Origin of the sequence: Flexivirga caeni (assembly GCF_003724155.1) — a bacterium.
GTDB lineage: Bacteria > Actinomycetota > Actinomycetes > Actinomycetales > Dermatophilaceae > Flexivirga > Flexivirga caeni.
The window spans coordinates 58,624-73,086 of record NZ_RJJQ01000015.1 but is presented as its reverse complement, the minus strand read 5'-3'; the positions used below and the strand labels follow the sequence as shown (position 1 = coordinate 73,086).

At 68.1% G+C, this 14,463-nt stretch carries 11 protein-coding genes and 1 tRNA gene; 6 read left to right on the top strand and 6 right to left on the bottom strand.

The window, feature by feature from the left end:
- Positions 1-25 precede the first annotated feature (25 nt).
- Genes EFY87_RS13945 through EFY87_RS13935 form a run of 3 tightly spaced genes read left to right on the top strand, consistent with a single transcriptional unit; the run spans position 26 to position 2,639 of the window.
- Positions 26-1,450, top strand: a complete 1,425-nt coding sequence (locus EFY87_RS13945) for a PepSY-associated TM helix domain-containing protein (RefSeq protein ID WP_123272098.1) — start codon at positions 26-28, stop codon at positions 1,448-1,450.
- A gap of 11 nt (positions 1,451-1,461) precedes the next feature.
- Positions 1,462-1,815, top strand: coding sequence for a BlaI/MecI/CopY family transcriptional regulator (locus EFY87_RS13940; protein WP_158607643.1), 354 nt, complete (start codon positions 1,462-1,464; stop codon positions 1,813-1,815).
- Complete coding sequence (locus EFY87_RS13935; protein ID WP_123272096.1) at positions 1,815-2,639, top strand: M48 family metalloprotease; 825 nt, start codon at positions 1,815-1,817, stop codon at positions 2,637-2,639. The genes EFY87_RS13940 and EFY87_RS13935 overlap by 1 nt, the downstream gene beginning before the upstream one ends.
- Here EFY87_RS13935 and EFY87_RS13930 read toward each other — a convergent pair.
- The 3 genes from EFY87_RS13930 to EFY87_RS13920 all read right to left on the bottom strand — a co-directional run bounded on the left by EFY87_RS13930 (position 2,569) and on the right by EFY87_RS13920 (position 7,101).
- On the bottom strand, positions 2,569-4,920 hold the full coding sequence (locus tag EFY87_RS13930; protein WP_123272095.1) for a heavy metal translocating P-type ATPase: 2,352 nt from the start codon (positions 4,918-4,920) through the stop codon (positions 2,569-2,571). The two genes, EFY87_RS13935 and EFY87_RS13930, sit on opposite strands and share 71 nt — an antisense overlap.
- The gene (locus EFY87_RS13925; protein ID WP_148043340.1) at positions 4,917-6,875 is read right to left on the bottom strand and encodes a cytochrome c oxidase assembly protein; all 1,959 of its coding nucleotides are present in this window, start codon (positions 6,873-6,875) and stop codon (positions 4,917-4,919) included. Before EFY87_RS13925 ends, EFY87_RS13930 begins: the two co-directional genes overlap by 4 nt.
- Positions 6,876-7,010: 135 nt before the next feature.
- Positions 7,011-7,101 (bottom strand) — tRNA-Ser (locus tag EFY87_RS13920).
- 202 nt (positions 7,102-7,303) lie between these two features.
- Between EFY87_RS13920 and EFY87_RS13915 the strand changes: the two genes are divergently transcribed.
- Complete coding sequence (locus EFY87_RS13915; protein ID WP_123272093.1) at positions 7,304-8,935, top strand: LCP family protein; 1,632 nt, start codon at positions 7,304-7,306, stop codon at positions 8,933-8,935.
- Positions 8,936-8,994: 59 nt separating this feature from the next.
- Entirely contained in the window at positions 8,995-10,908 is a 1,914-nt protein-coding gene (locus EFY87_RS13910; protein ID WP_123272092.1) for a penicillin-binding transpeptidase domain-containing protein, read from the top strand.
- 120 nt (positions 10,909-11,028) lie between these two features.
- On the opposite strand, the gene EFY87_RS13905 is transcribed toward EFY87_RS13910, so the two are convergent.
- Both EFY87_RS13905 and EFY87_RS13900 read right to left on the bottom strand, forming a co-directional pair.
- Entirely contained in the window at positions 11,029-11,232 is a 204-nt protein-coding gene (locus tag EFY87_RS13905) for a cold-shock protein (RefSeq protein WP_123272091.1), read from the bottom strand.
- Between the two features lie 239 nt (positions 11,233-11,471).
- On the bottom strand, positions 11,472-13,178 hold the full coding sequence (locus EFY87_RS13900) for an AMP-binding protein (RefSeq protein ID WP_123272090.1): 1,707 nt from the start codon (positions 13,176-13,178) through the stop codon (positions 11,472-11,474).
- Between the two features lie 32 nt (positions 13,179-13,210).
- Here EFY87_RS13900 and EFY87_RS20540 point away from each other — a divergent pair, with 32 nt between their 5' ends.
- Positions 13,211-13,912 (top strand): helical backbone metal receptor, encoded by a 702-nt coding sequence (locus EFY87_RS20540; RefSeq protein WP_181445491.1) that lies wholly within the window; start codon positions 13,211-13,213, stop codon positions 13,910-13,912.
- On the opposite strand, the gene EFY87_RS13885 is transcribed toward EFY87_RS20540, so the two are convergent.
- Positions 13,860-14,435, bottom strand: a complete 576-nt coding sequence (locus tag EFY87_RS13885; protein WP_123272163.1) for an Lrp/AsnC family transcriptional regulator — start codon at positions 14,433-14,435, stop codon at positions 13,860-13,862. The genes EFY87_RS20540 and EFY87_RS13885 overlap by 53 nt on opposite strands.
- Positions 14,436-14,463 lie beyond the last annotated feature (28 nt).

Here is a 14,463-nt window from a genome sequence, read left to right as displayed (position 1 = left end):
GTCCCTCCCCTGAAATGAGCTGTCAGTGACCACACTTCACGACCGGCCTCTCACATCGACACAGCAGCCCGGGGGTGCGCCGCAGCGCGGGGGCTGGTGGGCGCCGCTGCTGCGACGGCTGCACTTCTATGCGGGTGTCCTGGTCGGACCGTTCATCCTGGTGGCAGCCTTGTCAGGCGCGGCCTACGCGGCAGCACCGACGGTGGATCATCTCGTCTACCACCACCAGGTAACCACGCAGTCACGCGGGCCGGCGCTGCCCCTCGCAACCCAGATCGGGTCGGCGCAGCGGTACATCGCCCACCGTCACCCCGGCGACGTACTGCTCGGGGTGAAGCCCGCTTCACACGCCGGTGCGACAACGCAGGTGATGTTCTCCGAACGCGGACTGCGGGCCGGCCAGGTGCGCTCGGTGTGGATCGACCCGGTCACCGGCGCCTCCCACGGGGATCTGTTGGTGTACTCCACGGCGCTGCCGATCGAAACCTGGCTCGACTTCTTCCACCGCACCCTCTTCCTGGGTGACGTCGGCCGGGCCTACAGCGAACTGGCCGCGTCCTGGCTGGGGGTGATCGCGCTGGCCGGCCTCGGGCTCTGGGTCGTCCGGTTGCGCAAGACCCGCACCAAGCGGGAGCTACTGGTGCCGACCATGAGGGGGCCGAGCTACCGGCGCAGCCGGTCCTGGCACGCCGCGACCGGCGTCTGGCTGTTGCTGGGCGCTCTGTTCCTGTCGGCGACCGGCATCACCTGGTCGTTGCACGCCGGGTCGAACGTGCGTGAGATCCGGTCAGCGCTGAACTGGTCCGCACCGGCACTGACCACCACGACCCCGACGACAGGCGGCGCCGACGACACGCCCGCGGCATACGACGGCGACGCACAGCGGACCGGAAAGGACCTGCGCGTCTTCGACGAGGTGCTCGCCAAGGCGCGGTCGGTCAATATCCACAACTCTCAGGTCGAGATCGACCTGCCCACGCAACCCGGTCAGGCGTGGACCGTCGCCGAGATTCGCCGCCAGTGGCCGATCGCCGCCAACTCGGTCGCCATCGATCCCAGCACCATGTCCGTTGTCTCCCAAACAAATTGGGCCAAATTCCCGCTCGCCGCCAAACTGACCCAGTGGGGCATCAACGGGCACATGGGATTGCTCTTCGGGCTAGCCAATCAGATCGTGCTGTTCGTCCTCGGGCTGGCGATGGCGGCCATGGTGGTGCTCGGGTATGTGATGTGGTGGCACCGGCGACCGACTCGCGCGGCACGCAAAATGGGACGCCGCCCGCCCGCGGGCGCGTTGGCGCGCGCTCCGTGGTGGGCTCAGTTGCTGCTCGCCGCTGGGGCAAGCGGACTCGGCATGCTCCTGCCCGAGCTCGGCATCACCCTGCTGGCCTTCCTGCTCGTGGACGCCTTGGTGATGGCGCGGCGGCCACGCAGACTCGACAAGTTGTAGAATCGATGCCCATGAGCAAGCGGGAACGCGGGCAGTTGCGGGCCGATGTGCTGCGCCTCCTGTGGGACGGCGACGGCCCGGTCACCGCGAACGTCCTGCTCGACCGGTTTCCGACCGGCGAACGTCCCGCTCTCACGACGCTGCTGACGGTGCTGAGCCGACTGGAGAGCGAAGGCCTGGTCGCACGCGAGCAGCAGGGCCGCGCGTCGGTGTTCTCCGTCACCCGCCCCCAGGCCGAGCACTTCGCGCAACAGATGTCCCAGGTCCTGGGTGCGTCCGGGGACCGAAGTGCCGTGCTGCAGCAATTCGCCGGTGCCCTGTCCGAGCACGATCTCGCGGTGTTGCGTGCCGCGCTCGGCGACTGATGATCCTGGTCCTGGCCTGTATGGGCCTCGGGGTGCTGTGCGCCACGGCCGGCCCCTGGCTGTTGCGTGACATGGGCTGGCAGGTCGCCCGCCCGGCGCGTGCACTGAGGCTGTGGTTTGCTCTGTTCGTCCTGGGAGTGGCCGCGTTCCTGGGCAGCGTGCTCGCCGCGATCATCCAGGCTGCCGGCGCTACCGACAGCTCCGGCGCGGTGACCGCGACCGCGACGGTGCTGAGCGGCTGGCTACTGCTCGCTGTGCTCGGCGTCGCCATCGGGGTGATCACGCACCACGCCGGTCCCCTGGTCGAGGGTCGCCGTACCGGCGGCGCTTCCGTCCTGCTGCTGGTGGCCCGCAGCGAGACGCAGCGAATGACGGTCGACAGCGCCGAGGTCTCCGTCGTGGCGGCGCCGACCGCGTTCGCGGTCGCCACCCGCGACTGCGACGCCGATGTCGTCATCTCCCAAAGCCTGGTCGACGTGCTGACCCCCGCCGAACTCCGGTCGGTCATCCACCACGAACTCGGTCATCTGCAGGGCCGGCACTCAATGCTGCGGACGGTCGCCATGGTGGCCGGCTCCGCAGCCCCGCGGGCTCGATGCGGACGTGGCTTCGCACAGACCGTGCATCTGCTGACCGAGCTGGCCGCCGACGACACGGCCGCGCGTGCGTGCGGTCCCGAAATTGCGGCATCCGCCCTCTGTGCCCTGGCGACCCTCACCGAAGATCCGGGTGCGGCGTTGCGTGCCCAGCGCCTCAGCCGGCGTTCGCCGCAGTCGTCGGCTCGCCGTCCGGAGTCGTTGCGGACACGACCGACCGTTCAGTGAGCCCGGAGCTTCGTGTCGGTGCGAACTCGCGCAGGCGCATGGAGTTGCTGATCACCAGGACCGAGGACATCGCCATGGCGGCCGCGGCGATCAACGGGTTGAGCAACCCGGCGGCTGCGACCGGGATCGCGATGATGTTATAGCCGAATGCCCACCCGAGGTTCACGCGGATCGTGTGAAAAGTGCGCTGCGAGAGCCGGACCGCATCGACCACGGTGCGCAAGTCGTCACGCACGATGATCACGTCTGCCGCCTTCATGGCGATGTCGGTGCCGTTGGCCAGCGCAATGCCCAGGTCCGCGGTTGCCACAGCGGCGGAGTCATTGATGCCGTCGCCGACCATTGCGACGCACCGTCCCGATGCGCGCAACTCCTCGATCCGGGCTGCCTTCTGATCGGGCAGGACCTGCGCCATGACGTCGTCGATGCCGACCGCCGCAGCCACCCGCCGCGCAGCGACGGGGTTGTCACCGGTCAGCAACACCGACCGCAGCCCGAGGCGCTGCAGAGTGGCGACCGCATCCGCCGCAGTCGGATGGATCGTGTCGGAGAGTTCGAACACGGCAACGGGAACGCCGTCCACGGCGAGCACGCACGCCGACGCCGCCGCGCCGGCCGCGGCCTCGATCCGGTTGCGGACCTCACCGTCGGCACGGATGCCCTCGGCTTCCAGCAGCATCAGGTTGCCGATCATGGCCGGTGCAGCGTCCACGACGCCGACGACACCCTGGCCCGGACGGGCTCGCACATCTGTCGCCCGCAATACGCGACCGGCCTGCGCGCGGGCCGCTGCGACCAGCGCCCGGCCGATCGGATGCCGGGATGCGGTCTCCAGCGCCGCGGCATACCGCAGCGCGTCCAATGCGCCGATGCGTTCCGGGTCGAGCAGGTGGGTGCCGGTCAGGGCCATCCGCCCGGTGGTGATCGTGCCGGTCTTATCCCACACGACGGTGTCGACCTTCCCCGACATCTCCAACGCGTCGTGGCCCTTGATCAGCACTCCGAGCTGGCTGCCGCGACCGATGCCGACCATCAGCGCGGTCGGCGTCGCCAGGCCGAGTGCGCACGGGCAGGCGATGATCAGGACCGCGACACCGTTCGCCAGGGCGCGGTCCGCGCTGCCGGAGAAGATCCACCAGCCGGCACCCACGAGCACGGCCAGGGCGATCACGGTCGGCACGAAGTATCCGGTGATCCGGTCGGCGGTGCGCTGCACCCGGGACTTGCGACGCTGTGCCTCGGCGGCGATCTGCGCCATCTGGGCCAGCCGTGACGCGGCCACGGCCGCCGTCGCGCGGACGGTGAGCTCTCCGTCCAGGTCGACGGTGCCGCCCAGCACCGTGTCACCCGGTCCGGCGGTGACCGGGGCGGATTCGCCGGTCATCGGACTCGTGTCGAGACCGGCCGTTCCCGATTCGACGACGCCGTCGGTGACCAGCCTGCCACCGGGCGCGACTAGGAACAGATCGCCGGGCCGGACCTGCTCACTGGGAACTTCCCGGCGGGCGCCATCGGCACCGACCAGCACTGCGGTGCGTACGCCGAGGTCGGCCAGGGCCTGACTGACATCCGCCAGCCGGCGCCGGGACCGCGTCTCGAAGTAGCGCCCGCCGAGCTGGAAGGTGACCATGCCGGCGGCGACATCCAGGTAGATGGCGTCCGCGCCGGCCGGGGTGTGCCCGAAGCCGAGCCAGTAGCCGGGGTGTGTGGACGGCACGGCCAGCGTGTAGAGCGCCCAGCCGAACGAGATCAGCGCACCCATCGACACCAGCGTGTCCATGCTCAGCACCCCGTGCTGCAAGCCACGCCAGGTGGCCCGGTGAAACGGCGCAGCACAGTACGTCACGATCGGGACCGCGAGCAGCACGCACAACACCTGCCACCCGGTGAACCGCCACCCGGGAACCAGCGCGAGCAAGATCGTCAGATCGCACAGCGGGATCGCCAGCAGCGCCGACACCGCCAGCCTGCGGCGCAGCGACGACAACCGCAATTGCGCCGCCCGCTCGGTCCAGGTGTCGTCGGCCGGATCGTGCATCGTCGCGGTGTAGCCCGCTTGCTCCACCGCGCGAATGGCCTCCCCCGCACGATCGGCACCGAGGCCGGTGACAGTGGCACGGTCTATCGCCAGATTGACCGTGGCATAGACGCCGTCCAGCTTGTTGAGCTTGCGCTCCACCCGCGTGGCACACGCCGCGCACGTCATACCGCCGACATCCAGTTCGAGGGACTCCGGTGTCGTGTCCTGTATGGCGGGCACCTGCTCGAGGTGGCTGGTCATTGCTCGTTCCGCTCCGATCGGGTCGCCAGACTGGCCAGCAGATCGTTGTAGGCGTCGAACGAGTCGTCCAGGCCACGGTCCGTCTGCCGGTCGAACCGCTTGGATTCCGTGGAGTCCTGGCGGGCCCACTGGATCACCAGCGCGAGGACCACGATGATCAGCGGGAACTCGCCCGCGGCCCACGCGATGCCGCCACCCACATACTGATCGTGCGCCAGGTTCTTCATCCAGGGCGCACCGACATACTCGTAGAACGTCTTGGCGATCACGCCGTCGCGGGTCATGACCAGCACCCCGAAGAACGCGTGAAACGGCATCGCGGCCAGGATCATCGCCAGCCGTCCCAGGTAGGGCAGCTCCCGCGGCAAGCGGTCGACCCCGATCGCCAGCCCGTAGAACAGGTAGCCCGCGATGACGAAGTGCAGGTAGGCCAGCTGATGCGCCCAGTGGAAGCGCAGGCTGTCCTCGAACAACGGCGTGAAATACAGCACGTAATAGGAGCCGACCATCACCACGAATACTTCGGCCGGGTGATAGATCCACCGGGCGAAACAGGACTGGGTGACGGCGGCGATCCACTCGTGCGGACCGGCTGCGTCGTCCCGTCGGTGCGGTGTCGTCGCACGGAGGAACAGCGTGACCGCGCCACCCATCACCAGCAGCAACGGGCCGAGCATGTTGGTGCCCATGTGGAACGCCATGTGAATGCTGAACGAGGCCCCGGCATACCGTCCCAGCCCTGAGCTGGTGCACCCGAAGATGACCAGCCAGCCGCACACCCACGCAACCAGCCGGCCGGCCGGCCACCGATCCCCGCGACGACGCAACCGCACGAACGCCGCGACATACACCGCGACGGCGACCGCGCTCAGCACCGCGAACAGGATGTTGACCCGCCACGCCGTCAGCAGTCGCTCGAACGTCGGCGCCGCGGTCACGGAGAAGCCGAAGAAATTCTGCGCGATCGTGGTCGGCAGGAAGTAGTGCGGTGGCGGGATACGGAACGAGATCGCGGTGCACGTCACGGCCGCGATCGCCGCGCCCGCCGTGAGATATGGCGTCCGGCGTCGGTCCGAACTGCGCGCATTGGCAAGAGCAATCGCCAGCACGCATACGTTCTTGCCGATCAGCAGCCGACCGGTCGGCTCCGACCACGGAACGTGCCCGGCCATTTCGAACCAGCACACCACGACGTCGGCGAGAACACTGGTCGCTGCGAGTGCGATCGTCGTATGACGCGCCCGGCGCTCCTCGATCGGATCGCCGGCCGACATTGTCGGCCAGCAGGCACGAGCCACCGCGATGCCGACCAGCAGCACGAACGCCGGCGTGCCGATGATTGCCGCGTCGCCGCCGTAGTCATGGTTGGGCCCGACGAGCACCTGCGTCACCACCACCGGCGACAGCACCCCGACCAGCCCGAGGAGCAGCGTGCCGACCACGGTGTCCCACCGGGTCGCGAGCACCGAGATCACCACGATCGCCCACGCGCACGCCGCGCTGACGATCCAGGCGCGCGGCAGATAATTCGCATGCAGCAGGAACCACCACGCCCCCGAGGTGTTCAGCGACGACACCGGCTGGCCGGCAGCATCCGCCGCATCGACCCAGATCAGTGCCGTGGCGCCGACCGCCCAGACCAGTCCGGCCCGCACTGCGGGGACCAGTTCACCGTGCACGCCGATCGCCCGCCGGCGAGCCCCACGGCGGGGCCGCAGGAACGCGACTTGCACCCACCGCCCGAGGCAGACCGAACTCCCCAGCCACACCGCACCCTGCAGCACGGCGCTCAGCCCCGTCGTGACCGCGCCGGGATTGCTGACGTGCACCGGCAGGTAGTCCCGGCCTCCTCGCGCGACCGCGACCACGGTCGCGACCAGGATCGTCAACGCACCGAAATTCAGGACGGCGACGCGACGCCCCCACGCTGGTCGGGGTGGCAAGGAGCGAGGCACGCGGTGATTCTACAAGTTGTCGAGCAACGGGGCGCCTTCGCCTGCACAGCGTCGTTCGCAAATCCCCGTACTCAATCTCGACATGATGAGAGGGCACCAGGCGCTGCGCGCCTGGTGCCCTCTCATCATTCGACGCGGAGGCGGAGGGATTTGAACCCTCGATGGGGTTTTATCCCCAAACCCGCTTAGCAGGCGGGCGCCATAGACCAGACTAGGCGACGCCTCCAGTGCTCACCTGACGGTGAAAGCGTGGCAAGGCTACCCAAGGGACGGCCCGAAGTTCAAAATGGGTCCGCCGTCCGGCAACCGGGCGCGCGTGCCGTGCGTCTACGCCGACGGGCCCGATTTGTGATCCGGGGCACGAGCGATCACGATTGACCGTTCATAATGGTCACGACCAGATAACGAAGCGAAGCGAAGGCAGGCGTATGACGGACGACGTCCGAGGTGTCGGCGACGGACGCCGCGCTGTGCCCAAGCGCGATCCCGATGACACGATCATCGCCACCCGCCGCGAACTCGAACGCCGCCAGAGTGGTGCTGCCCGCACGCCGCTGCGGTCGCGGCACGACCGGCGCATCGCACGCGCGCGCGACGTGCGCCGCGCACTCGGCCTGACAGCGCTGTCCGTGCTGCTGCCCGGCCTGGGCCTGCTGTGGACCAAGCGACGGATGATCGGGCTGCTGCTGATCGGCATCACGCTGATCGGCGGCATAAGCCTGGCCATCATCGTGTCCAGCGGTGGCCTGGTCCATGGCGCAGCGCAACTGCTCACCCACAAGGGCCTGGTCATGCTGCTGCTCTTCACCATCATGGGTGGCCTCCTGTGGATCGGCGGCATCGTGCTCACCGCACTGACCACGACCGACCGGCGCTGGCCGCACCAGACCCGGTGGATGCACGCGGTCTTCGCCACGCTGATGTGCCTCGTCGTGGCGGCGCCCGCGGCATACGCGGCACGGGACGTGATCATCACCCGCAACGCGTTCGACCAGATCTTCACCAAGCGCTACACCAACGACCCCGATGCCGCGACCCCCAAGGGCGGCAGCAACCCGTGGAAGAACATCCCCCGGGTCAACCTGCTGCTCGTCGGCTCCGACGCCGGCGCCGACCGCTATTCACAGCGTCCCGACTCGATGATGGTCGCCAGCATCGACACCAAGACCGGTGACACCGTGCTGGTCAGCGTGCCGCGCAATATGGGCCACGCGCCCTTCCCGGCGAGTTCCCCGCTGCACAAGCTTTACCCGGGCGGCCTCGTCGCGTTGCCGGGCCAGACCGACGCCGCCGCGGGCCTGATGGAGAGCGTCTGGGCGGTCGGCATCGCCAACAAGAACCTCTACCCGAAGGACGACCCGTCGCCGGGCCTCTCCGCCACCCGCGACGCCATCACCGGCATCACCGGGCTGAAGATCGACTACACCGCAGTGATCGACATGTCCGGCTTCGAGCAACTGGTCAACGCCATGGGCGGCGTGTGGGTCAACGTCAAGGCAGATCCGGGCCAGTGGCTGGACCCGCAGAAGGGCATCCCGATCGGCGGCGTGATCCAGAACGGCCAGGTCGTCCCGGGCTCGATCACCGGCTACATCAAACTCGGCTACCAGAAGCTGGACGGCCGCGAGGCACTGTGGTATTCGCGCAGCCGGGTCGCCAGCAGCGACGACCAGCGGATGCGCCGCCAGCGCTGCATGCTCAACGACCTGATCTCCCAGGCGAATCCGTTCCAGATGGTGCAGAAATTCCCGTCGATCATGCAGGTCGCGGCCAAGAACATCCGCATCGACATCAACCAGGATGACCTGCCCGCCTTCGCCACGCTGGCCGACCAGATGAAACACGGCAACATCCGCACGGTCGACATCTCCAATTCGCGGAGCAACGCCAACCCGGACTTCGCGCAGATTCACCGGTGGATCCAGCAGGCGATCGCCCGGAAGCACACCAAGAAGAAGGCTCCGGCCCCGGGTCAGACCACGTCAGCTACCTCCTCGCCGAGCACCCCGTCGTCCAGCACGACGACCAACCCGATCAGCGACACGGCCGACTCCTGCTGAGACTCGCGGTGGCTCCCGTCATACGAACGCGCCCACCTCATAAGGTTGGATAGGACGTCATGAGTTCACGTGCCGTTCTCGGGGTCACCGCTGGGGCCGTCCTGATCGCCGGCGGTGTCGGCGGCTACATGTACCTGCAACAGGTGTCGGCGGTCGACAAGCAGAACTCCGCCGCGAAGGCCGCGGCGACCGCATTCGCGCACGACTGGTCGGCCCGCACCCTCGACCGGGCCACGTATGTCGGCACGACCGGTCACGCAGCCGCCGCCAACTTCGCCACTGCGACCGGGGCCCTCGGCACAGGGCCGATCTCGGTGCAGGTCGCCACCTTCAACCGGGACGGCAGCGATGCCACCGCAACCCTGCACGTGGCGTGGACACTTGCCAACAGGCAGGTCTTCCGCTGGGACGACCCCATCGCACTGACCAAGGGCCAGGGAGGCACGTGGGGCGTGCAGGTTGACTCCACGAAGTCGCTGTGGCACCCCAAACTGCAGGCGTCCGACGCGTTCGCCGTGACCCAGACGGCCGGGCTGCGCGGTGAGATCAGGGGTCCCGGCGGCAGCGGCATCATGATCAACCAGACCGTCTACGACATCTCGATCGACCCGACCAAGGCGACCGACGCCTCGATCGGGCAGCTGCAGAACGTCGTCAACATCCCCGGCCTGGTCACCCAACTCGACAAGGCCCAGAAGGCCAGGTCGCAGGCGCTGATCCCGGTGATCACCTACCGCCAGGACGACTACCTCGCCTACCAGAACAACCTCCAGAACCTCCAGGGCGTCGTGGTTCAGCAGCGCAAGCAGCCGCTGGCGGCGACCCGGACCTTCGGCCAGCCACTGCTCGGCACGGTCGGACAGCCGACCGCCGAGATGGTCAAGAAGTCGCCGAAGACCTACCAGGTCGGCCAGTATGTCGGCCTCTCCGGCCTGCAGGCGCAGTATGACGCGAGGCTTCGCCCCACCGCCGGATTCTCGATCACCCCGCGGTCCGACACCTCCGACGTGCTCTTCGGCACCAAGGCGACCAACGGCAAGAACATCTCGGTGACGCTCGACCCGACCGTGCAGAACGCCGCCGAGAGTGCACTGGCGTCGGTGAAGGACAAGCCGGCGGCGATCGTCGCGATCAACGTGAAGACCGGCGGTGTCTCGGCGGTGGCGAATTCGCCGACCTGGGGTATCAACCGGGCGCTGAGCGGTCGCTACGCGCCCGGTTCGCAGATGAAGATCGCCACGACCTACGCGCTGCTGACGCACGGCTTCAACCCCAACACCGTCGTGTCGTGCCCGAAGTCGCTCTACGTCGACGGCTACGAGATCGGCAACTTCGAGGGCGAGACGGCCGGCAGCCCGAAGTTCAGCCAGGACTTCGCCAACTCGTGCAACACCGCGTTCGTCAAGGCGAGCTCGGGCTTCAGCGACACCGAGCTGCAGCAGGCCGCCAACACTCTCGGTCTCGGCGACGACTGGGCCGGCGAGCTGGGCGTCGACGGCGCCTACGCGGGCAACGTCCCGACCGCGAACGGCGCGACGGACAAAGCCGTTTCGGTGTTCGGACAGGGCCGGGTGCAGGCCTCTCCGCTGTCGATCGCGGTGATGTCCGCGTCGGTCGCGCGGGGCTCCTACCTGCCGCCTGCCCTGGTCACGGACCCCGCTCCCCAGGGCTCACGCACCCCGAAGGCGCTCAACGCCGCGGCGATCACGGAGCTGCGGAAGCTGATGCGGCTGACCGTCACCGACGGCACCGCGACCGCGGTCGACAAGGTGCCGGGCGGCCCGGTCTATGCCAAGACCGGCACCTCCGAGTTCGCCGAGGGCGGCACGACCGGGGTCAACGGCTGGCTGACCGGCTGGCAGGGCAACACCGCGTTCTGCGTGCTCGTCGAAAGCATTCCCAAGGGCAAGAGTGGCGGTAACACCGCGGCACCGCTCGCGGCGAAGTTTCTCACCGTGCTCGCCAACAGCTGAGGGGCGCCTGCGCCATACGGGCACGGACTGCGGACACAGAAAACCCCCGGAAGCGTGCTTCCGGGGGTTTTCCGCTGGTGGGCGAGGCCGCCCGACCATGGTGTTGCTAGTTCAGGTCGATCAGACCGGGACGACGTTGGCCGCCTGCGGGCCCTTGTCACCCTGGGTGATCTCGAACTCGACGCGCTGTGCTTCGTCGAGGCTGCGGTAACCCTGAGACTGGATCGCGGTGAAGTGGACGAAAACGTCCGGACCGCCACCATCCTGAGCGATGAAACCAAAGCCCTTTTCAGCGTTGAACCACTTGACGGTTCCCTGTGCCATTGGGGGTAACTCTCAATCTTTTGTTCTTCATTGCGGGTGCCCACGCACTTTACGTGGCCACTGACCACCGAGGCATCCCCCCAATGGGTGAACCGTCCGCTCACAAACTCGGCGCCCAACGTCTGGGTCGGGCGCCGCACCAACGAGGAACTGCAACAGCAGTCGAGCCTTGACGGTAGCACGCCGAGCGTGACGAGAAGGTGTCCAGTGGATGACGGATCTCACCCGGTGGGCGCCCGTCAGCCCTTCAGCTCCGGGAAGTCGTCATCCCGCCACTCCGGCACCGAGCGGGAGCCCGCGATGTCCGCCTCGCGGCCGCGCAGCTCCACCCGGCGGATCTTGCCCGAGATCGTCTTCGGCAGTTCGTAGAACTCGACCCGGCGCACCCGCTGGTATGGCGCGAGGTGCTCGCGGGCGTACTTGAGAATCTCGAACGCCGTCTCCCGCGTCGCATCGTGACCAGGTGCCAGCGCGATGTAGGCCTTGGGGATCGCGAGCCGCACCGGATCGGGCGCCGGCACGACGGCGGCCTCGGCCACCGCCGGGTGCTCGATCAGCACCGACTCCAGCTCGAAAGGGCTGATCTTGTAGTCGGACGCCTTGAACACATCGTCGGTGCGACCGATGTAGGTGTAGTAGCCGTCGGCGTCGCGGGATGCCACGTCACCCGTGTGGTAGACGCCGTGCGCCATCACGTCCGCGTTGCGCTCCGGGTCGGCGACATACCCGGTCATCAGCCCGACGGGGTGCTGGCCGAGGTCGAGGCAGATCTCGCCCTCGTTCGCCCCCGCCGGCAGCAACTCGCCGGTCGTCGGGTCGGCCAGGCCGGACGGTACGCCGGGCAGCGGACGACCCATCGAGCCCGGTTTCACCCGGGAGCCAGGGGTGTTCGCGATCTGCACACTTGTCTCGGTCTGACCGTAGCCGTCCCGGATGGTCACTCCCCAGGACTTCTCGATCTGCCGGATCACCTCTGGATTCAACGGTTCTCCGGCGCCGACCACTTCCCGCAGGGTGGCCGGCTTGTCGCCGAGATCAGCGTTGATCAGCATGCGCCATACGGTCGGCGGGGCGCAGAAGCTCGTGACACCCTCGCTGCGCAACTGCTCCAGCATGGCCGGCGCGTCGAAGCGCGTGTAGCTGTAGAGAAAGATCGTCGCCTCGCCGATCCACGGCGCGAAGAAGTTGGACCACGCGTGCTTGGCCCAGCCGGGCGAGGAGACGTTGAGGTGAACATCCCCGGGTCGCAGGCCGATCCAGTAGAACGTCGAGAGGTGACCCACCGGGTAGGACACTTGGGTGTGCTCGACCAGCTTCGGTTTGGAGGTGGTGCCGGAGGTGAAGTAGAGCAGCAATCGGTCCTGCGGGGCGGTGCCCGGGTGGGCGATCGGCCGCCAGGGGGTCTCAAAGGCCGCCCCGAAATCGCGCCATCCGGCGGTCTCGCCCACGGCGATCCGCAGGTAATCGCCGGGGAGGCCGTCCAGCTTTTCGGTGTCAGCGGCGTTGGCGACCACCGCCCGGGCTGCGGTGCGGCCGATCCGGTCGGTGAGGTCGGCGGGACCGGCCGCCGTCGCGGTCGGCACGATCACAGCGCCGAGCTTCATCACGCCCAGCATGGTCTCCCACAGCTCGACCTGATTGTTCAGCATGACGAGCACGGCATCGCCCTTACGCACGCCGAGGCTGCCCAGCCAGGTGGCGACCTGGTCGGAGCGGCGGGACATCTCCTGGAAGGTTCGGGCCGCACGCGAGCCGTCCTGCTCGACGATCACCAGCGCCGGCCGGTCGTTGTCCTGCGCGACGACGTCGAACCAGTCCACGGCCCAACAGAATTCGTCACCCAGGTCCGGCCAGTGGAAGCCGTTGACCGCCGCGTCGTAGTCGTCCCGGTGGTTCAGCAGGAAGTCCCGTGCCGCCCGGTATGCCGTCGTTGCCGCCTGTCCCATGAGATCAGTCTGGCACCTGAGACAATCTGGCAATGCCTGCGCGTCGCGTCGTGTCCCTGGTGCCGTCGATCACGGAGGCGCTCGCGGCCACCCGGCCCGAGGCACTGGTCGGGGCGACCGACTGGTGCACGCACCCCGCCTCGCTCGACGTGACGCGGGTGCGCGGCACCAAGAACCCGAACCTCGATGTGATCCGTGCGCTGCGGCCGGACGTCGTCGTCGCCAACAAAGAAGAAAACCGCGAACTGGACGTGCGACGGTTGCGGGACTCCGGGGTTACGGTCTGGGTCAGCGAAATCGAAACGGTGCCAGCATCTTTCGCTGCGTATGACGAACTCTTCGACGACGTGTTGCGGTGGGACCGGCCGGACTGGCTGGAGCAGGCGCGCTCGCTCTGGGCGGGCGGACTGCCACCCGTGCGGGAGCGGGTGGCCGTGCCGATCTGGCGGGATCCGTGGATGGTCGTCGGGCCACGCACCTTCACCGGGGATCTGCTGCGCCGCGTCGGGCTGGCGAACGTGTATGCCGACGCCGCGGAACGCTATCCGCATGCCGAGGTCACGGACATCGACGGCAGTGGGGCGGACGTCATACTCCTGCCGGACGAACCGTACGTCTTCACTGCGGACGACGGGCCGGAGGCGTTCACGACGCCGACCCGGCTGGTCAGCGGGCGGCTGATCACGTGGTATGGCCCGTCCCTGATCGAAGCGCACCACCAGCTCTCATGCTGATCGGCCCGAATATCCCCGCGCCCGGCATCACGCTGAAGACGAGCTGGGTCTCGGTGTGCTGGACCCCGCGGTGCACGTTCACGTGCTCGAGGACCAGGTCGCGCAGCTCCTCCGGGCTGGTCACTGCAACGTGCAGCAGGTAGTCGTTCTCGCCGGCGACGTGGAAGACCGTCAGCACGCCCGGAATGGCGGTGAGCGTGTCGTGGAAGCGCAGCACATGATCGCGGTTATGGCTCGCCAGGCGCACGGCGATCACCGCCTGGATCGGGTGGCCGAGCGCGGCCAGGTTCATCTGCGTGGTGAACCCGGTGATGATGCCGTGCTCACGCAGCAACTGCATGCGCTTGGCGCAAGTCGACTCCGCGATGCCGACGCGCTTCGCCAGTGCGGCGCCGGTGATGCGGGCGTTGCCGGCCAGCTGCGCGAGGATCGCCAGGTCGACCTCGTCCAGTCCGCTGCCCAGTTGCGGATCCTGCGTCGCGGACTTCGTGACAGCGGTCGGCTTGGTTGAAATCCCTCGCATGCGCGCCATTCTGTCGCAGAACCTTCGG

What these genes read in the sequence shown, in the direction of transcription:
- EFY87_RS13940 (WP_158607643.1), top strand. Translation starts at nt 1,462, where the DNA reads ATGAGCAAGCGGGAACGCGGGCAGTTGCGGGCCGATGTGCTGCGCCTC.
- EFY87_RS13935 (WP_123272096.1), top strand. Translation starts at nt 1,815, where the DNA reads ATGATCCTGGTCCTGGCCTGTATGGGCCTCGGGGTGCTGTGCGCCACG.
- EFY87_RS13930 (WP_123272095.1), bottom strand. Translation starts at nt 4,920, where the DNA reads ATGACCAGCCACCTCGAGCAGGTGCCCGCCATACAGGACACGACACCG.
- EFY87_RS13915 (WP_123272093.1), top strand. Translation starts at nt 7,304, where the DNA reads ATGACGGACGACGTCCGAGGTGTCGGCGACGGACGCCGCGCTGTGCCC.
- EFY87_RS13910 (WP_123272092.1), top strand. Translation starts at nt 8,995, where the DNA reads ATGAGTTCACGTGCCGTTCTCGGGGTCACCGCTGGGGCCGTCCTGATC.
- EFY87_RS13905 (WP_123272091.1), bottom strand. Translation starts at nt 11,232, where the DNA reads ATGGCACAGGGAACCGTCAAGTGGTTCAACGCTGAAAAGGGCTTTGGT.
- EFY87_RS13900 (WP_123272090.1), bottom strand. Translation starts at nt 13,178, where the DNA reads ATGGGACAGGCGGCAACGACGGCATACCGGGCGGCACGGGACTTCCTG.
- EFY87_RS20540 (WP_181445491.1), top strand. Translation starts at nt 13,211, where the DNA reads ATGCCTGCGCGTCGCGTCGTGTCCCTGGTGCCGTCGATCACGGAGGCG.
- EFY87_RS13885 (WP_123272163.1), bottom strand. Translation starts at nt 14,435, where the DNA reads ATGCGAGGGATTTCAACCAAGCCGACCGCTGTCACGAAGTCCGCGACG.